General features: G+C 71.2%; 17 protein-coding genes. 12 read left to right on the top strand and 5 right to left on the bottom strand.

Annotated elements, in window-relative coordinates; all coding sequences use genetic code 11:
- Nucleotides 1-15: 15 nt before the first annotated feature.
- The 11 genes from CYAGR_RS18995 to CYAGR_RS02270 all read left to right on the top strand — a co-directional run bounded on the left by CYAGR_RS18995 (nt 16) and on the right by CYAGR_RS02270 (nt 10,736).
- Complete coding sequence (locus CYAGR_RS18995; protein ID WP_015108136.1) at nt 16-768, top strand: phycocyanobilin:ferredoxin oxidoreductase; 753 nt, start codon at nt 16-18, stop codon at nt 766-768.
- Between the two features lie 11 nt (nt 769-779).
- Entirely contained in the window at nt 780-1,646 is an 867-nt protein-coding gene (locus tag CYAGR_RS02230; protein ID WP_015108137.1) for an efflux RND transporter periplasmic adaptor subunit, read from the top strand.
- Nucleotides 1,643-2,809, top strand: coding sequence for an ABC transporter permease DevC (gene devC / locus CYAGR_RS02235; protein ID WP_015108138.1), 1,167 nt, complete (start codon nt 1,643-1,645; stop codon nt 2,807-2,809). Before CYAGR_RS02230 ends, devC begins: the two co-directional genes overlap by 4 nt.
- 35 nt (nt 2,810-2,844) lie before the next feature.
- Nucleotides 2,845-3,588 carry a DevA family ABC transporter ATP-binding protein gene (locus CYAGR_RS02240; protein WP_015108139.1) on the top strand — a complete coding sequence of 248 codons (744 nt, stop codon included), beginning with the start codon at nt 2,845-2,847 and terminating at the stop codon, nt 3,586-3,588.
- Nucleotides 3,589-3,630: 42 nt separating this feature from the next.
- On the top strand, nt 3,631-3,786 hold the full coding sequence (locus tag CYAGR_RS18090) for a hypothetical protein (RefSeq protein ID WP_011293689.1): 156 nt from the start codon (nt 3,631-3,633) through the stop codon (nt 3,784-3,786).
- Between the two features lie 96 nt (nt 3,787-3,882).
- Nucleotides 3,883-4,821, top strand: a complete 939-nt coding sequence (locus tag CYAGR_RS02245; protein ID WP_015108140.1) for a glycosyltransferase family 2 protein — start codon at nt 3,883-3,885, stop codon at nt 4,819-4,821.
- Nucleotides 4,822-4,929: 108 nt separating this feature from the next.
- Nucleotides 4,930-5,646 (top strand): 30S ribosomal protein S2, encoded by a 717-nt coding sequence (gene rpsB, locus CYAGR_RS02250; protein WP_015108141.1) that lies wholly within the window; start codon nt 4,930-4,932, stop codon nt 5,644-5,646.
- A 38-nt stretch (nt 5,647-5,684) separates the two neighbouring features.
- Entirely contained in the window at nt 5,685-6,344 is a 660-nt protein-coding gene (gene tsf / locus CYAGR_RS02255; RefSeq protein ID WP_015108142.1) for a translation elongation factor Ts, read from the top strand.
- Nucleotides 6,345-6,354: 10 nt separating this feature from the next.
- A complete protein-coding gene (locus CYAGR_RS02260) occupies nt 6,355-7,476 on the top strand; it encodes a hypothetical protein (RefSeq protein ID WP_015108143.1) in 1,122 nt (373 codons plus the stop codon).
- A 14-nt stretch (nt 7,477-7,490) separates the two neighbouring features.
- Nucleotides 7,491-9,986 carry an ATP-dependent DNA helicase RecG gene (gene recG / locus CYAGR_RS02265; RefSeq protein WP_015108144.1) on the top strand — a complete coding sequence of 832 codons (2,496 nt, stop codon included), beginning with the start codon at nt 7,491-7,493 and terminating at the stop codon, nt 9,984-9,986.
- A 36-nt stretch (nt 9,987-10,022) separates the two neighbouring features.
- Nucleotides 10,023-10,736: a M15 family metallopeptidase gene (locus tag CYAGR_RS02270; protein WP_015108145.1), complete on the top strand. Its 714-nt coding sequence runs from the start codon at nt 10,023-10,025 to the stop codon at nt 10,734-10,736.
- Here CYAGR_RS02270 and CYAGR_RS02275 read toward each other — a convergent pair.
- Both CYAGR_RS02275 and sir read right to left on the bottom strand, forming a co-directional pair.
- Entirely contained in the window at nt 10,703-11,140 is a 438-nt protein-coding gene (locus CYAGR_RS02275) for a hypothetical protein (RefSeq protein WP_015108146.1), read from the bottom strand. The genes CYAGR_RS02270 and CYAGR_RS02275 overlap by 34 nt on opposite strands.
- Entirely contained in the window at nt 11,140-12,909 is a 1,770-nt protein-coding gene (sir, locus tag CYAGR_RS02280; RefSeq protein ID WP_015108147.1) for a sulfite reductase, ferredoxin dependent, read from the bottom strand. The genes CYAGR_RS02275 and sir overlap by 1 nt, the downstream gene beginning before the upstream one ends.
- Before the next feature lie 113 nt (nt 12,910-13,022).
- Between sir and glyS the strand changes: the two genes are divergently transcribed.
- Nucleotides 13,023-15,188, top strand: coding sequence for a glycine--tRNA ligase subunit beta (gene glyS, locus CYAGR_RS02285; RefSeq protein ID WP_015108148.1), 2,166 nt, complete (start codon nt 13,023-13,025; stop codon nt 15,186-15,188).
- 35 nt (nt 15,189-15,223) lie between these two features.
- On the opposite strand, the gene CYAGR_RS02290 is transcribed toward glyS, so the two are convergent.
- Genes CYAGR_RS02290 through CYAGR_RS02300 form a run of 3 tightly spaced genes read right to left on the bottom strand, consistent with a single transcriptional unit; the run spans nt 15,224 to nt 18,200 of the window.
- A complete protein-coding gene (locus tag CYAGR_RS02290) occupies nt 15,224-16,321 on the bottom strand; it encodes a type III polyketide synthase (protein WP_015108149.1) in 1,098 nt (365 codons plus the stop codon).
- Entirely contained in the window at nt 16,312-17,466 is a 1,155-nt protein-coding gene (locus tag CYAGR_RS02295) for an NAD(P)/FAD-dependent oxidoreductase (protein ID WP_015108150.1), read from the bottom strand. Before CYAGR_RS02295 ends, CYAGR_RS02290 begins: the two co-directional genes overlap by 10 nt.
- Nucleotides 17,463-18,200, bottom strand: coding sequence for a methyltransferase domain-containing protein (locus tag CYAGR_RS02300; RefSeq protein WP_043325341.1), 738 nt, complete (start codon nt 18,198-18,200; stop codon nt 17,463-17,465). The genes CYAGR_RS02295 and CYAGR_RS02300 overlap by 4 nt, the downstream gene beginning before the upstream one ends.
- Nucleotides 18,201-18,235 lie beyond the last annotated feature (35 nt).

Genomic DNA, 18,235 nt, shown 5'->3' on the forward strand with positions numbered 1-18,235 from the left:
TGTGACGCCGTGTCCATGGGTGAGGTCGCTCCGGCCGTCGACGGTGGCATCCATCCCCTGGTGGATGCCCTGGCGGAGCGGATCCGGCTCTGTCGCAACGCGCTGCCGGATCTCGCCCCCCTGGCGATCAATCCCGACCTGGAGGCGATCAGCGGCAGCCTGGACGGGGATGCCCTGTTCATCCGCAACGAGGTGCATCGCTGCCGGGGCCTGCGCAAGCTGCACCTGGAAACGGCGCGCCTCGGGGCCGGGCTGCAGATCCTCCATTGCGTGTTCTTCCCCGATCCCCGCCACGACCTGCCGGTGTTCGGCGCCGACATCGTCGCGGGTCGGGGCGGGGTGAGCGCTGCGATCGTCGATCTCTCGCCGGTGGGGGAGACCCTGCCGGAGCCCATCGCCGAGGCCCTGGCCGGACGGGACCGGCCCGCCTTCGCCCAGGTGCGCGAGCTGCCCCCCTGGGGCTCGATCTTCTCCCCGCATGTGCTCTTCGTGCGGCCGGAATCGGAGGCGGAGGAGAAGGGGTTCGTCGAGGAGGTGGACACGTTCCTCGGCGTGCTGGCCGCAGCGACGGCGGCGAGCCCTTCCCAAGCCCCTGACGACCCAGCTACGGTTGCGCGATGGCGCGGGCAGCTGAGGTATTGCAAGCAACAGAAACAAAACGACAAGACCAGGAGGGTGCTGGAGAAGGCCTTCAACCCCCAGTGGGCGGACCGCTACATCGAGGACCTGCTCTTCGACGACCCACCGGCCCCTTCCGCAACGGCCTGATCGCCGCCGGCGTGGTGGGTCTGGTGGTGGCAGGCGTCGTGCTGCATCAGCGCCTCCAGCCCGCCAGACCTCCGGTTGCCGCCGTCGCCAGGCCGCCGGCGCCGGTGGAGGCCGTGGCAGCCCTGGGGCAGCTGGAGCCCGACGGTGACGTCCGCGTCCTGGCGGCGCCGATCACCGGCATCGGCGGCAGCCCCCGCATCACCGAGCTGCTGGTGGCCGAGGGCGACCGGGTGCGGGCGGGCCAGCTGCTGGCCCGCTTCGACAACCAGCCGCTGCAGCGGGCGGAACTGGAGCTGATCCGCACCCGGATCGCCAACCTCAGCCGTCGGCTCGCCATCCAGACCCGGGACCTGGCCCGCTACCGCAGCCTGGCCAGTGACGGGGCCTTTTCCGCCGCCGACCTCGATGTGCTGGAGCAGCGCACCCTGGAACTCCAGGGCCAGCTGCAGGAGGCCAGGGCTGCCCTGGTCAAGGCCGGAAAGGATCTGGTCAATACCGAACTGCGAGCCCCGATCGACGGCACCGTCCTGCGCATCCAGTCCCGCGTCGGCGAACGGCCCGGCGACAAGGGCATCCTCGAGCTGGGGGCCAGCGACCGCATGGAGGCCTCCGTGGAGGTCTATGAGAGCGACATCAACCGTGTCCGCGTCGGACAGGCCGTCACCCTCACCAGCGAGAACGGCGGTTTCGATGGCACCCTCCGGGGCACCGTGAGCCGCATCAGCCCCCAGGTCCGCCAGCGGGAGGTGCTCTCCACCGATCCCACCGGCGATGCCGATGCCCGGGTCGTCGAAGTGCGGGTGCGTCTCGATCCCCAGGACGGAGCCCGGGTCGCCGACCTCAGCGGCCTCAAGGTCATTGCCCGCCTGCAGCCATGACCCTCTGGCAGGGACGCCGGATCCCGCTGGCCTGGCTGCTGCTCACCCGCCAGCCGATGCGACTGGCGGTGGCCCTGGCCGGGATCACCTTCGCCGGGATCCTGATGTTCATGCAGCTGGGCTTCCGCGACGCCCTGTTCGACTCCAGCGTCACGGTGCACAAGCTGTTCGACACCGATCTGGTGCTGCTCAGCCCGCGCAGCAAGAGTTCGATCAGCATGACCGGCTTCCCTGAGCGCCGGCTGGTGCAGGCCATGGCCGATCCGGACGTGAGTGGCATCACACCGGTGCACTGGAATCTGTTGCTCTGGCGCAACCCCCAGACGAAGGGCACCCGGGCCATCCTGGCCCTGGGTTTCGAGCCGGGGGATCCCCTGTTTCTCGATCCGGCTGTCACGGCCTTGGCGCCCCGCCTCACCCAGAAGGGCCGCGTTCTCTTCGATGACTTGTCGCGGGATGAATTCGGACCGGTGGCGAAATGGTTCCAGGAGGGCCGCGTCGTGGAGAGCGAGGTGGCCGGCAATCGCTTGCGAGTGGCGGGACTGTTCAGCTCAGGGCCCTCTTTCGGCGCCGACGGCAACATCCTCACCAGCCGGGAGACTCTCCTGAGCCTGGTGCCGAACAACCCACCCGGCAGCATCGAACTGGGGCTGATCCGCCTGCGTCCCGGTGCCGATCCCGCCCAGGTGGTGGAGCGGCTGCGCCGCCTGCTCCCGGAGGACGTGACCGTGCTCACCAAGCAGGGCTTCCTGGATCTGGAGATGGACTACTGGCGCACCAGCACCGCCATCGGCTTCATCTTCACCCTGGGAGCCGCCATGGGCTTCGTGGTGGGCTGCGTGATCGTCTATCAGATCCTCTACTCGGATGTGAGCGACCACCTGCCGGAGTACGCCACCCTGATGGCCATGGGCTACAGCCTGCTCACCCTTCTGGGGGTGGTGGCGCGCGAGGGCCTGCTCCTGGCGATCTTCGGCTACGTACCCGCCTACCTCGCCGGCCAGGTGCTCTACGGCGTCATCCATGCCGCCACCAAGCTGCCGGTGGCGATGGCCGGCGACCGGGCGATGACCGTCTTCCTGATGATCCTGGTGATGTGCATGGGCTCGGCGGCGATGGCGATGCGCAAGCTGGGCGACGCCGATCCGGCCGACATTTTCTGAGCCGATCCCGATTCCGAGCCCTTCCTTCTGAGCCGATGACCACGCTCCACACCGGTTCCGCCCCGCCCATCGCCACCACGGCCGATGACCTCGCCACGGTGTCGGTGCGGGGTCTCAGCCACTGGTACGGCACCGGCGCGATGCGGCGCCAGGTGCTCCAGGGCATCGACCTGGAGATCCACCCCGGCGAAGTGGTGCTGCTCACGGGGCCCTCGGGCTGCGGCAAGACCACCCTGCTCACCCTGGTGGGGGCCCTGCGCCAGGTGATGGAGGGGTCGGTGCAGGTGCTGGGCTGCGAACTGAACGGCTCCAGCCGCCAGGAGCGCCAGCTGCTGCGGCGCAGCGTCGGCATGATCTTCCAGGGCCACAACCTGCTGCGCTGCCTCACCGCCGAGCAGAACGTGCAGATGGGGGCCGACCTGCTGCCGGGTCTGGGCTACCGCGCCCGCCGCGATCTCTCGCGGGAATGGCTGCGGGCCGTTGGCCTCTCCGACCACCTGGGCAAGCTGCCCCACGACCTCTCCGGCGGCCAGAAGCAGCGGGTGGCCATCGCCCGCGCCCTGGCCGCCCACCCCCGCCTGCTCCTGGCCGACGAACCCACCGCCGCCCTCGACAGCCGCACGGGCCGGGAGGTGGTGGAACTGCTCCAGCGCCTGGCCCGGGATGAGGGCTGCAGCGTGCTGATGGTGACCCACGATCCCCGCATCCTCGATGTGGCCGACCGCCTGGTGCGGATGGAGGATGGCCGGCTGTGGGCCGAGGAGGCCGTGGTCGGGTGAGTAGGGTGGAGCATCAAAGTCTTTTCAAGGCTCGCATCACCTATGTCGAAACGCAGGAACCTCAAGAAGGAAAAGCAGGAGCGCAACCGGGCCTACGCCCGCAAGTTCAAGAAGCGCAAGCTGCGTAACGACGGTCGCGGTGAAGGGGCCGGCAACGGCGTGACCGGTACGGCCAACAACGGCGGCGCCGCCGACTGACCGGCGCGGGTCCGGCCATGGCACCGGGGGGATTCGCTGCGGATCCCCCCTTTTTCATGGCCTCCCCACCGTCCGTCGTCCCCGCACCGACACCCGATGTTCATCAGCGTCGTCATCCCCACCTACAACCGGCTGCCGATCCTGCGCCAGTGCCTGCAGGCCCTGGAGCGCCAGCAGACTGGCGGCCCCCTGCAGGCCTATGAGGTGGTGCTGGTGGACGACGGCTCCACCGACGACACGGTGCGCTGGCTGGATGCCCATGCCACCGCCTTCCCCCATCTGCGCCTGATCCGCCAGGACCACGGCGGTCCGGCCGAAGGGCGCAACCGCGGCGTGAGCGAGGCCCGCGGCGATGTGATCGTGTTCATCGACAGCGACCTGGTGGTGACGGAGCGGTTCCTGCTGCACCACGCCACGGCCCTGGCCCGGAGCTGGGAAGAGAGCGGCGACCGGCTCTGCTTCACCTATGGCGCGGTGATCAACACCCATAACTTCGAAGCTCCAACGGCGGAGCCCCACAAGCTGCGCGACCTCTCCTGGGCCTACTTCGCCACCGGCAACGTGGCGATCGATCGCCGGGTGCTGGAGCAGTCGGGTCTGTTCGACACCGGCTTCCGCCTCTATGGCTGGGAGGACCTGGAGCTGGGGGAACGGCTGCGCCGCATGGGGGTGCGGCTGGTGCGCTGCCCCGAGGCCGTGGGCTATCACTGGCATCCGCCCCTGAGCTTGGAGCAGATCCCGGACCTGGTGCGGGTGGAGCGGGAACGGGCCCGGATGGGCCTGGTCTTCTACCGCAAGCACCCCACCTGGCGGGTGCGTTTCATCATCCAGTACACCTGGCTGCACCTGGCGCTCTGGGAGCTTCTCACCCTGGGCGGCCTGATCAATGAGCGCAGCCTGCGGCCCCTGCTGCGCTGGCTGATCCGCCGTGGCCAGGCGGGGCTGGCGATGGAGCTGCTGCGGCTGCCCCTCAACCGCTTCGGGGTGCGGGCCCTCCATGCCGAAGCCCGCCAGCAGGGCCATTTGGTAGGTTGACCTGGTAATCAAACACCGCACACCTGCACGTTTCGGGTGATCCGCTGCCCTTCCTGTGGCACGGCATCCCTGGCAGGTGGAGGCCAACCCGAAACCCCCCCAACCCCCATGGCTGTCGTCACTCTCTCCGAGATGATGGAAGCTGGTGCCCACTTCGGACACCAGACCCGTCGCTGGAATCCCAAGATGTCGCGCTACATCTACTGCGCGCGCAACGGAGTCCACATCATCGATCTCGTGCAGACCGCCGTCTGCATGAACAACGCCTACAAATGGACCCGCAGTGCCGCCCGCAGCGGCAAGCGCTTCCTGTTCGTCGGCACCAAGAAGCAGGCCTCTGAAGTGATCGCCCAGGAAGCGGCGCGTTGCGGCGCCTCCTATGTCAACCAGCGCTGGCTGGGCGGCATGCTCACCAACTGGAGCACGATGCGCGCCCGCATCGACCGCCTCAAGGATCTCGAGCGGATGGAGTCCTCCGGCGCCATCGCCATGCGGCCCAAGAAGGAAGCGGCTGTTCTGCGCCGTGAACTCGACCGCCTGCAGAAGTACCTCGGCGGCCTCAAGAACATGCGCCGCCTGCCCGATGTGGTGGTGCTGGTGGACCAGCGCCGCGAGACCAACGCCGTGCTCGAGTGCCGCAAGCTCGACATCCCCCTGGTGTCGATGCTTGACACCAACTGCGATCCCGATCTCTGCGACGTTCCCATCCCCTGCAACGACGACGCCGTGCGTTCCGTCCAGCTGGTGCTGGGTCGGCTGGCGGATGCCATCAATGAAGGCCGCCATGGAGCGCAGGATCAGCGCGGCGGCGACGACGACGCCTGAGCCGTTCTCTCCCTCCCGACCTCCCCCACTCCCACCCCATGGCTGAGATCACAGCGAAGCTCGTCAAGGACCTGCGCGACAAGACCGGCGCCGGCATGATGGACTGCAAGAAGGCCCTCACCGAATCCGGTGGGGATGCCACGAAGGCCGCTGAATGGCTGCGTCAGAAGGGCATCGCCACCGCCGAGAAGAAGGCCGGTCGCACGGCGGCCGAAGGGGCCGTCGGCAGCTACATCCATACCGGTGCCCGCGTCGGCGTGCTGGTCGAGGTGAACTGCGAGACCGACTTCGTGGCCCGCGGTGAGCTCTTCCAGGAGCTGGTGCGCAACGTGGCGATGCAGATCGCCGCCTGCCCCAACGTGGAGTACGTCAGCACCGACGACATCCCCCCCGAAGTGGCGGAGCGGGAGAAGGCCATCGAGATGGGTCGCGATGATCTCGCCGGCAAGAAGGAGGAGATGAAGGTCAAGATCGTGGCCGGGCGCATCGGCAAGCGCCTCAAGGAACTGGCCCTGATGGACCAGCCCTTCATCCGCGACAACACCCTGACCGTCGGTGAGATGGTCAAGTCGGCCGCCGGCAAGACCGGCGAGAACATCCGGGTGCGCCGCTTCACCCGCTACACCCTCGGCGAGGGCATCGAAGTGGAGCAGTCGGATTTCGCCGCCGAAGTGGCGGCGATGGGCAAGGCGGCCTGAGCCCGAGCCGTTGAGCGACCCGTCCGATTCGATCGATCTGCCGGGTCAGCTCCAGGCCCTGACCCGGCGGCTGGGCCAGTCGAACCCTGAGCTCTACCGCCACGTCGCCCTGTATCTCCAGGTGCTGCGCCAGGTGCTGCCCCAGCAGGTCCGCCAGGCCTGCTTCCATCTCGCCACCCAGGTCCACCCGCGGCGCTACAGCGAGCTCCCGGTGGAGCGCCGGCAGCTGCTGCATCGCCAGATCCAGGAGCTGGTGGGACGCTGCTGCAGCCTGCTCACGGTGGAGCAGCTGGTGATCCTGGCGGCCCAGATCTCACGCGAGCGCCAGCGGCGCGACCGACATGAGCGGGAGCTGCTGCTGGAGGAACTCACCTGGGAGGGGGACAGCGGGGGTGGAGAGCCGGAGCCCCTGCCCCCCGGTTCCGTGCAGATCGCCTTCGCCCCGCCCCTGGCCGGTGGATCCTTCCTCTGGGGGGCCCTGGGCCGTGGCGAAGCCCCCCCGCCGGACTCCGATCAAGGCCAGAAGGAGGATCCGCACGACGGGCAACCGCAGCATCGGGACGCCGCCCAGACCGATGACCCTGACGATGATGCCGAGGAGGACTCCGGGGAGGACCCCTCGGACGAGGCGAAGGTAGGGTCCGGCCCGGAGCTGGCGGACACCCTGTGGCAGGCAGGGCGATTGCCTGACGATCCCGAACGGGTGCTGCGCTGGATGGACGGCATGGAGCTGGCCCTGGGCCGCCGCCTGCGCAACCTTTCCCACGCCGTCAACGTCGAGCTGCTGCGCGGGGGTGTGAGCCGCAGCCTGCTGCCGGTGAGCCTGCTGGATGCGGTACTGGCCGGCCAGCTCGAGACCATGGCAGCCCCCGCTAACCTGATGCGGCTGCCCCTGCCCTTCCCTGGCGCCCGTGCTTCCCAGGCCCAGACGCTGGCGGTGCTGCTGCGGCCCACCGATCTGGAGCTGGAGGAGCCCCGCTTGCGCACCTGCCGGCGGCGGCTGCAGCAGCATCGTCAGGAGGTTCGCAGAATGGCCCAGCAGTTCCGTCGCCTGCAACGGCGGCTACGGATCCATCAGGCCGAACAGCTTTGGCTGCAGGACATCCGCCCCCCATCGATTCCGAACGACTGAACGGCCCCCCCTCCGTGGAGGGGCCAGCGCTGCCGTCGCCGGAGATTCTGGAGAGCTGGTGCACGCCCCTGCAGCTGGCCTGCCGCCTGGAGGCCGAAGCCGGCTTCGGCGATCTCCAGGGCCGGCGCGACCGGTTCAGCGGTTTCCTCGCCACCACGCTGGCGGTGCCCCCCGAGGGGCTCGAGCCCGCCGAGCGTCAGCAGCTGGCCGCCCTCGCCCGGGATGCCGCCGGCTACGGCGATCTGGCGCTGGCGGGTCGCCAGACCCTGGTGCGACGCCTGCGGCAGGCGCTGCACGAGCTGCGCCGCCGCCGGCAGGAGGTGCGGCCCGTCGGTCCGCCCCGCTTGCGGCTGGCTCCCGCCGGACCTCCGGCGGTGCCGGCCGCCGGCGGCCCCCGGGGGCTTGATCCCCAAGCCCCGCTGGCGGAGGTGCCCGGCATTGGAGTGAAGACCGCCACCCGACTGGCTGCCCTCGGCCTGCTGGTGGTGCGCGACCTGGTGCACCATTACCCCCGCGACTATCTCGACTACGCCCACCTGGTGCGCATCGCGGCCCTGGAACCGGGGCGGACCGCCACCATCGTGGCCACGGTGCGCCGCTGCCACGCCTTCGGCAGCCCCCGCAACCCCAACCTGGCGATCCTGGAGCTTCAGGTGCAGGATGTCACCGGCCGGCTGCGGGTGACGCGCTTCTTCGCCGGCCGCCGCTTCAGCAGCCCGGGCTGGCTGAAGGCCCAGCAGCGGCTCTACCCGGTGGGGGCCACGGTGGCCGTGAGCGGTCTGGTCAAGGACAGCCCCTACGGCCCTTGCTTCGCCGATCCCCTGCTGGAGGTGCTGGAGGCCCCCGGCGCGCCGGTGCGGTCGGAGCGGATCGGCCGGTTCGTGCCCGTCTACGCCCTCACCGAGGGGCTCAGCGGCGAGACCCTGGCCCGGGCCATCGCCGCCGTGCTGCCGGCGGCGTGCCGCTGGCCTGATCCCCTGCCGGAGCCCCTGCGCCTGGAGCTGGCCTTGCCGCGCCGCGGTGAGGCGCTGCTGGGGCTGCATCGCCCCGCCGACCGCGAGGAGCTGCAGCGCTGCCGCCGGCGCCTGGTCTTCGATGAGTTCCTGCTGCTGCAGCTGGCCCTGGGGCAGCGGCGGGAGCGCCTGCGCCGCTCTCCGGCCCCGCCGCTGCTGCTGCCCAGCGGCGGCGAGGACCTGGTGAGCCGCTTCCTCGACCTGCTGCCCTTTCCCCTCACCGGCGCCCAGAGCCGCGTGCTGGCGGAGATCCGCGCCGATATGGAGCGCCCCCAGCCCATGGCCCGGCTGGTCCAGGGGGACGTGGGCAGCGGCAAGACGGTGGTGGCCCTGGCGGCCCTGCTGGGGGCCATCGCCGCCGGCTGCCAGGGGGCCCTGATGGCGCCCACCGAGGTGCTGGCGGCCCAGCACTTCCATAAGCTGGCCGGCTGGCTGCCCCAGCTCGACGTCAGCATCGAGCTGCTCACCGGCTCCACCCCCGCCCGCCGCCGCCGCCAGGTCCTGCAGGACCTGGTCAACGGCCAGGTGAAGCTGCTGGTGGGTACCCATGCCCTGCTGGAGGATCCGGTGCAGTTCGATCGCCTCGGGCTGGTGGTGGTCGACGAGCAGCACCGCTTCGGCGTGCGCCAGCGCAACCGGCTGCTGGCCAAGGGGCTCCAGCCCCATCTGCTGACGATGACCGCCACCCCCATTCCCCGCACCCTGGCCCTCTCGATCCACGGCGATCTGGACCTGAGCCAGATCGATGAGCTGCCGCCGGGCCGCACGCCGATCCGCACCCGCCTGCTGCGGGGATCCGAGCGCGCCGGCGCCTGGGAGCTGGTGCGCCAGGAGGTGGCCCAGGGGCAGCGGGCCTACGTGGTGCTGCCCCTGGTGGAGGAATCGGAGAAGCTCGACCTGCGCTCGGCGGTGGAGGTGCACCGCCACCTCGACGAGGAGGTGTTTCCCGAGCTCACGGTGGGGCTGCTGCACGGTCGGATGACCGGCGAGGAGAAGCAGCGGGTCATCAGCGCCTTCCAGGAGGGTCGCTCCCAGGTGCTGGTGTCCACCACGGTGGTGGAGGTGGGGGTGGACGTGCCGGAGGCGAGCGTGATGGTGATCGAACATGCCGAGCGCTTCGGCCTGGCCCAGCTGCACCAGCTGCGGGGCCGGGTGGGCCGGGGGGCCGCCGCCTCCCATTGCCTGCTGCTGCACGAGGGCGACAACGCCATGGCCCGTCAGCGGCTGGAGCTGCTGGCCCGCAGCAGCGACGGCTTCGAGATCGCCGAGATGGACCTGCGGCTGCGGGGCCCCGGCCAGGTGCTCGGTACCCGCCAGTCGGGCCTGCCGGACCTGGCCCTGGCCAGCCTCAGCGACGACGGCGCCGTGCTGGAGGAGGCGCGGCTGGCGGCGCGCCAGATCCTGGGGGAGGATCCCGACCTGGCCCGCCACCCACACCTGCGCGAAGCCCTCGAGGCCCAGCGCCGCCGCTCAGTGGAGGCGGCCCAGTTGAATTGAGCCAGACCACCGGGCCGAGCCGGACCCGCTGCCCCCATGCCGCCCCTGCGCCCCTGGAGCCCGATCCCCATCGCTGATCAGGGCGAGCCCCTGAACGACCTGCCGCCGAGCCTGTGGCGGCTGGAGCCCCACCCGTATCAGGCCCTGGGGGCGCCCTATGGGGCCGGCGCCAGTCCGTTCCGGCTGCGCCGTGGCGCGATCGAGCGGCTGGAGCAGGCCCAGGAGCGGCTGCAGCAGCTCCGGCCCCACATGCGGCTGGCCATCTTCGACGCCTGGCGTCCCATCGCCGTTCAGGCGTTCATGGTGCGCCAGGCCTTCCGTGAGGCCTGCCGCGCGCGGGGCCTTGACCCCGACGCCTTCGGCCTCGCCCAGCAGGCCGTGGCGGCGGAGGTGGATCGCTTCTGGGCCCCACCCAGTGCCGATCCGGCCACCCCGCCCCCCCACAGCACCGGTGCCGCGGTGGATCTCACCCTGGCCGAGGCCTGTGGCCGTCCCCTGGCCATGGGCGGGGCGATCGATGCGATCGGCGCCATCTCCGATCCTGACCACTACGCCGGCGCCGTCCCCGGCAGCGAGGCCGCCGACTGGCACCAGCGGCGCCGGCTGCTGGCAGCGGTGATGGAGGCATCAGGGTTCGTCCAGCACCCCAAGGAGTGGTGGCATTTCAGCCACGGCGACCAGCTCTGGGCCTGGCGCCGCGGCGAACCGCGGGCGCTTTACGGCGCTGTTGCCGGTGCCGATGCCGGCTGAGCGGCGCCGGGTGCCGGGGCGCTGGTCACGGGGATCACGGTGCCCGGCAGGGTCAGCCCCAGCTCCCGGAACAGCACGCTGGCCTGGGGGCGGGTCAGCAGGCCCTTCTGGACGCAGCGCTTGAGGCTGGCCAGGGTCATGTCGTCCTGCACCCGGCGCAGCTTGGCCAGCACCGCCGGGCTCTGGTCGGCGAAGGGCTGCAGATGGGCCTTGTAGGCCGCACGGATCGCGTCGGGCTGGCAGGCCAGGGGGTCGGACTGGAAGTACTGCACCGGGGCCTGGGGCGCGCGCGGGCGCTCCGCGGCGTCACTGGCCCGCCCTGAGCAGGGCAGCAGACCCGCCAGCACCGAACCGAGGAGGGCCCCCAGCAGGGGCTGGACGCGACCGGTGCAGGGGCTGCCCATCAGGCGGCGGCGAGCAGGTGGGTGACCCGCTCGGTCCCGATCCGCTCGACGAAGTCGCCGAAGCGGCTGCGGGGACCGCCTTCATCGCGCCAGGCCACCAGCAGGGGCTCCAGGGTGGCCTCCAGCTTCTCCAGGGGCATCTTCTCCAGGTAGGGACTGGCCAGCCGGCTCAGGCCGTGGCTGCCGCCGAGCCACAGCTGGTAGGTGTCCACGGCGCTGCCCACCAGTCCGATCTCGGCCATGTAGGGGCGGGCGCAGCCGTTGGGGCAGCCCGTCATGCGCACCAGCAGGGGCTTGCTGATCTCCAGCCGCTCCAGCAGGGCCTCGAGGCGCTCAAGCACGGAGGGCAGGATCCGCTCGGCTTCCGTGATGGCCAGGCCGCACAGGGGCAGGGCCGGACAGGCCAGGGCATGGCGGGCCAGGGGGGCCGGGGCCTCGGGGGCGGAGAGGCCGAGGGCCGCCAGACCCTCCCGCACCGACGCCCGCTGGGCGCTGCCGATGTTGCAGAGCAGCAGATCCTGGTTGGGGGTGAGCCTCACCTCCAGCTGGTAGGTTTTGACGAGACGGCGTAGGCCGCTCTTGAGCTCCCCCTGCAGGCGGCCGCACAGCACCGGCAAGCCCACGAACCAGAGGCCCGGCGACTGGCGGTGCCAGCCCAGGTAGTCGGTGAGGACAGCGGGGGGCTCTCGGCGCATCCCCTTGATCGGATGGGGAAAGTAGCGGCCCAGCTCGCTGCGGAACCAGTCCACCCCGCGGTCGTGGATCAGGTACTTCATGCGGGCGTGCCGGCGCTGTTCCCGGTCGCCGTGGTCCCGCTGCAGGGCGACGATCGCCTGCACCAGCTCCAGCACATGGCCGGCGGCCACATAGCCGAGGGGATCGGCGGTGCGGGCGAAGGTCTCCTCCTTGTTGTGGGTCCGCCCCATGCCACCGCCCACATAGACGTTGCAGCCCAGCGGCCGGCCGGAGGGGTCGCTGAACAGCACCAGGCCGATGTCCTGGGTGAGCAGGTCCACCGAATTGTCCCCGGGGACCGTGACGGCCACCTTGAACTTGCGCGGCAGGTAGGTGGAGCCGTAGAGCGGTTCGGCCGCGTCACCGCTGAACACGGCGCTGCTCTCCTGCAGCCGGCGCGCCTTCTTCACGGGGCCTTTGGGCTTGATCCGGTAGCTGAGGTCCCCGTCCACCCAGAGGTCGAGGTAGGAGCCCTCGGCGGCCTGGGGAGCCAGCAGGTCGGCAATCTGATCGGCGAGCAGGCGGGCCTCCGGGTAGCCATCGCGCTCGAAGGGGGCGGCCGGGGCCATCACGTTGCGGTTGATGTCCCCGCAGGCCGAGAGGGTGGAACCGAGGGCCCGCACGATGCCGCCGATCACCTCCTTGAGGTCGGTCTTCTGGACACCATGCATCTGGAAGGCCTGACGCGTCGTGATCCGCAGGGTGCCGTTGCCGAGCCGATCGGCGAGGGAATCGAGCGCCAGGTAAAGGGAGGTGGGGATGCGCCCGCCGGGGTTGCGCAGCCGCAGCATCATCTGCCAGTCCTTGTCGGCGCCCTTACGGCGTTTGTCCCGGTCGTCCTGCTGGTAACTGCCGTGGAACTTGAGGATCTGGACGGCGGGATCCGTGAAGCTGGGCAGCTCGTTGCCCAGTTCGGCCGCCAGAGGATCATGCAGGTGGCCGCTGCCGGCCTTGAGCGCCTCCTGCTTGGTGGGGGGCTTGGCGGGGGGAGCCGATGGGAGCGACGTGCTGTCGGCGACCGTCGTCGAGGACATCGGCATGGGGACGGGTATCTGGACTGAAACTAGCGAACGGCACGGGGCGCTCCGCCGGAGGTTCCTGCCCTTTCCCTCCTTTGCATACAGTCGCGTCCTGCCCGTTCCCCTGCATGGCCACCTTTCTTCTGGAGATCGGAACCGAGGAACTGCCGGCCGATTTCGTGCGCCTGGCCCAGCCCCAGCTGGAGGCGATCGTGGCCCGCGACCTGCGGGAGGCCCGCCTCGACTGCGACGCCATCAGGACCGGCGGCACCCCCCGGCGCCTGGCCGTGACCGTCACCGGCCTGCCCCGCGAGCAGGAGGATCTGGTCGAGGACCGCAAGGGCCCGCCGGCCCAGCAGGCGTACCGCGATGGCCAGCCCACCCAGGCCGCCCTTGGATTCGCCAGGCGCTGCGGCTGCAGCCCCGACCAGCTGGAGATCCGCGACACCGATAAGGGCCCCTTCGTGTTCGCCCGCACCACCGAGGCCGGCCGCCCCACCGCCGAGGTGCTGGCCGGCTGCATCCCCGGCTGGATCCGCGCCCTGCAGGGGCGGCGCTTCATGCGCTGGGGCGCCGGGGATGGTCGCTTCAGCCGGCCTCTGCGCTGGCTGGTGGCCCTGCTCGATGAGGCGGTGGTGCCGGTGGCGCTCACCGACATGGATCCGCCCCTGGCCAGCGACCGTCTCAGCCGCGGGCACCGTCTCCATACCGGGACCGTGACGATCCCCACCGCCGCGGGCTATGCCGCCGCCCTCGAGGCCGCCGATGTCCAGGTCGACCGGCAGGCCAGGGGCGCCGCGATCCGCACCGCCCTGGAGGCGGCGGCCACAGCGGCGGGAGCCGAGCTGGATCTGCCGGAGGCCCTGTTCGATGAACTGGTCGACCTGGTGGAGTCCCCCCGCCTGATCGAAGGCTCCATCGATGCCGACTACCTGGCCCTGCCCCCGGAGGTGCTCAGCACCGTGATGCGCTCCCACCAGCGCTACGTGCCCCTGCGCCTGGCGGACGCCCCGGCCGACCCCCTGGCGCTGGTGGCCGGGGAGGCCCTGATGCCCCGGTTCCTCTGCCTGTCCAACGGCCTGGCCGCCGCCGCCGACACCATCCGTCGTGGCAACGAGCGGGTGCTGCGGGCCCGGCTGGCGGATGCGGCCTTCTTCCTGGCGGCGGATCGTCGTCAGAGCAGCGCCGGGCGGGTGGAGGCCCTAGAGCGGGTCACCTTCGCCGAGGGTCTCGGCAGCCTGGCCGATCGCAGCCAGCGCCTGGCCTGGCTGGCGGATCTGCTCTGCCGCCGCCTGCCGGTGGCTGACGCCGCCGCCGTCGCCGCCCGCCGGGCCGCCCCTCTGTGCAAGCACGACCTGGTGAGCCAGATGGTGGGGGAATTCCCGGAGCTGCAGGGAGTGATGGGGGCCAAGTACCTGCTGGCGGAGGGCGAGTCCCGCGCCGTGGCCCTGGCGGTGCTGGAGCACTATCAGCCCCGCGGGGCCGGTGACGCCCTCCCGTGTTCCGAGGCGGGGGCGGTGCTGGCCCTGGCCGAACGGCTGGAGCTGCTGCTCAGCATCTTCGCCAGGGGGGAGCGGCCCAGCGGCTCCTCCGATCCCTATGCCCTGCGCCGGGCAGGAAACGGACTGCTGCAGATCCTCTGGGATCGGGACTGGTCACTCGACCTGGTGGCCCTGATGGCTGAGGCCACCGCCCACTGGCAGCGGCTGCTGCCCGATCTGGCGGTGCAGCCGCTGGCCCTCGCCGCCGACCTGCTCGACTTCCTGCGCCAGCGTCTGGCCAGCCTGCTGGAGGAGGAAGGATTTAGCGCCGATCTGGTCCAGGCGGTGGCCGGTGACGGGGTCTCCCTGGAGCGGTTGCTGCGGGATCCGGCCGATGCCCGTGCCCGGGTGGAGCTGCTGCGGCGGCTGCGCAGCGAAGGCCGCCTGCCCCTGGTACAGGCGGTGGTGCAGCGGGCCTCCCGGCTGGCCGAGCAGGCCGACCTGGCGGCGGATCGGGTCAGCCCTGATGGGGTGGTGGATCCGGATCTGTTCGGTTCCCCCAGCGAGGCCGCCGTGCTGGCGGTGCTGGAACGGCTGGCGGTCCATGCCGCCGCCACCGGAACCGCCCGCTACGAACCCCTGGCCCGGCTGCTGGGCGAGAGCGGCACCACCCTGGCTGCCTTCTTTGATGGCCCTGACAGCGTCATGGTGCTCTGCGACCAGCCCGAGGTGCGCCGCAACCGCCTGCGGCTCCTGGCGGTGCTGCGCAACCAGGCCTCGGTGCTTGCGGACTTCAGCCGTCTGGGGGGCTGAAGCGGCCCGGCGCCTTCGGGTGCCCCGCCTCCGCCTCAGGCCAGCAGCGCCACCTCGATGCATAGGCCGGGTCCGAAGGCCATGGCCAGACAGGGTCCGGAGGCGCCGCTGCGCTGCAGGCGCTCGAGGATGAACAGCAGGGTCGGGGACGACATGTTGCCGTAGTCCCGCAGCACCGACCGCGAGGGTTCAATCAGCCGTGGATCAAGGTCCAGGCCCTTGGTGACCGACGAGAGGATCCGGGGGCCACCGGGGTGCACGGCCCAGCAGCCGATGGCGTCGAGGCTGAGGTTGTGGCCAGCCAGCCACCCCTCCAGCCAGGGCCGCAGATGCGCGCCGATCAGGTCAGGCACCTGCGGGGACAGACCCATGGCGAAGCCGTGGTCCCCGATCTCCCAGGACATGGCCTCCGTGCTGGCGGGCACCAGCAGGGAGCCGCTGGCGACCAGCCGCCCCAGCGGCGTCGTTGGGGCAGCCCGCAGCGCCGGCGGCTCCCCCGTGGCGACCAGGGCGGCGGCGCCATCGGCGAACAGGCCATTGGCCACGATCCGTTCCGCATCCCAGCCGTACTGGAGATGGAGGCTGCAGAGCTCGACGGCGCACAACAGCACACAGGCCTCCGGTGCGGCACCGGTGAACCCGGCGGCCACCCTCAGTCCATTCAGGGCACCGTGGCAACCCATGAATCCCACATGGGTCCGGGCCACGTCGGCGTCCAGCGGCAGGGCGGCCATCAGGGCCAGATCGACGCCGGGGGCATGGAAGCCGCTGCAGGAGACCGTGACCAGGTGGGTGACCCGCTCGGCAGGCAGCCGGGCCTGCGCCAGGGCCGCCTGGACGGCCCGCAGGGCCAGGGGCGGGGCTTCGAGGGCGTAGCGCCGCATCCGCTCCTTGGTGCCGGGGCTGGTGGTGCCGAAGAAGGTCTGCCGGGGGTCGTTGCCGGCGGGCTGGAGCAGCACGCTGTGGCGGCTGGCGACACCCGAGCGGCGGTGCAGGGTCTCCAGCAGGCGGCGCTGGCCTGGGGAGGGGGTCTGGTGGGGCAGGGCCACCTCCGCCGCGATGCTGGCGGCATCGGCCTGGGCGATCCGTTCAGGAGGCAGGGCCGTTCCCAGCCCCTGGATCGTCAGGGACATGGTTCGGGAACCAGGGTCTTCAGGCCGGCGCCGTCGAAGGCATGCAGGAAGGGGGCGGCCAAGGACGGCCAGCGCTCCACCGCCGCCAGGGCCCAGCGGCTGAGGCCAGGCCGGCGCAAGGCGAAAGCCAGGGCTCGGCAGGAGCGCTGGCGCGATCCGATCAGCTGCCCTTGACGCCGGACCCATTGCCGCTCGAGCTCCCTGCTCCACGGGCCTTGGCCTTGCAGCGCCAGCGGCACCGCCGCCAGGGCCCCCAGCAGGGCCCAGCCCATCCCTTCCCCCGTGAACGGTTCGACATAACTGGCGGCGTCCCCCAGCAGCAGCAGCCGCTCGGCCACCGGGGGCCAACACCGGGCGGTGAGGGCCGGCGTGGCCCGCCAGGAGGCCGCACAGGCCTCGGGAACAGGCTCGAAGCCCGCCTCCGCCAGCACACCCGCGGCGGCGGCGGCCGCTCCACCGGTCTGGATCAGATGGTTCCGATCGAAGGCGGCCGCCAGGTTGATCGCGCCGGTTTCGGTGCGCACCAGCCCCACGTAGCCATGCCGGCCGATCGCCATGTGGATCGTGCCCCGCCCATAGCTTCCGGCCCCGGTGTCCAGACGGCAACCGGCCCCGACCCTGGAGTGGGGCTGGACCCGACGGCGGATCCCGACGGCCGGGGGCAGTCCCGGGCTGCCCAGCCCGGTGGCCACCAGCACGACCCGGGCGCTGGTGCGTTCCGACACCGCGCCGCTGTGCAGCCGCACCTCCCGGCCACCGGGGCAGGGCCCCGCCACCGTGGCTTCGGTGTTCGTCCGCCACACCACGCCCTCGGCCACCGCCGCCTCACCCAGGGCCAGGTCGAGGCAGCCCCGCGACACGGAGCGGCCCAGAGGGAGCTCCAGCTCCGCCTGATGCCGCTGCAGTCCGAGGTGCAGGCGGGTGAGGGGCACACCACCGAGGCGGTCAACCAGGTCTGGTAAGCCGGCCTGCGCCAGGGCCCCGAGGGCCACCCCATTGAGACAGGTGCCGCAGACCTTCCAGCGGGGGAAGCCGCGCTTCTCCACCAGCAGCAGCCGCAGCCCTTGCCGGGCGAGCTGGTGGGCCGCCAGGGACCCGGCGGGTCCGGCCCCGATCACGATCACATCCCACGGCGGAGCCGTCACGGTGCCTCCACCGCCCGAACAGGACGGCGCCAGCTGAGCAGGAAGCGCTCGGGCCAGCTGTGTTGGATGGTGGCGCCGCCGAGGCCGGCCCGCGCCGCCAGATCAAGCGCTTCATCCATCCGGAAGGCCCCTTGCACCGAAACGGGCCCATCGAAATGCACGATCGCTGAGCGGCTCAGCAGGCGGCAACCCACCCAGGCCAGTCCATAGCCCAGAGGACTGCGGATCAGGTCGTTCACCAGCACCAGGTGGCGGCTGCTCTGGCCCAGGCGGCGGAGCAGCGCGACGGCGTCGGCGTCCTCGAGATGGTGCAGGAACAGGGTGCAGACCATGATGTCGTAATCCGCCGGCAGGGGATCCACCAGAACGTCGGCCTGGAAAAAGGTGCTGCCCACGGAGGTGCCGGCGCCGTGGCGACTGGCGATGGCCACCGCCTGCTCGCTGCGGTCGCAACCGTTGACCTGCACCGCCAGCCCGCCTCTGCGGCAGCGTTCCGCCAGGGTGATGGTGTTGTCGCCGCCTCCGCAGGCCACATCCAGGATCCGCAGGGGCCGGTCGGGGCCGAGGGCGGCGGCCAGGGCCTCGACCGGGGTGAACAGGCACCCCACCGCGCCGCTGAGGGCATTGATCCGTCGCAGACCCTTGAGGGCCTGCTCATGGGCAGGGGCGTCGATGCCCTCCTGGTCCATCCACTCCGGTTGTCGGTTCCGCTCGCCCAGGGGCTGCCAATGCATCGGAGATCGTCGCTGCGGGTTGGGCGGCATCGTCG

The organism is Cyanobium gracile PCC 6307 (assembly GCF_000316515.1).
Classification (GTDB): domain Bacteria; phylum Cyanobacteriota; class Cyanobacteriia; order PCC-6307; family Cyanobiaceae; genus Cyanobium; species Cyanobium gracile.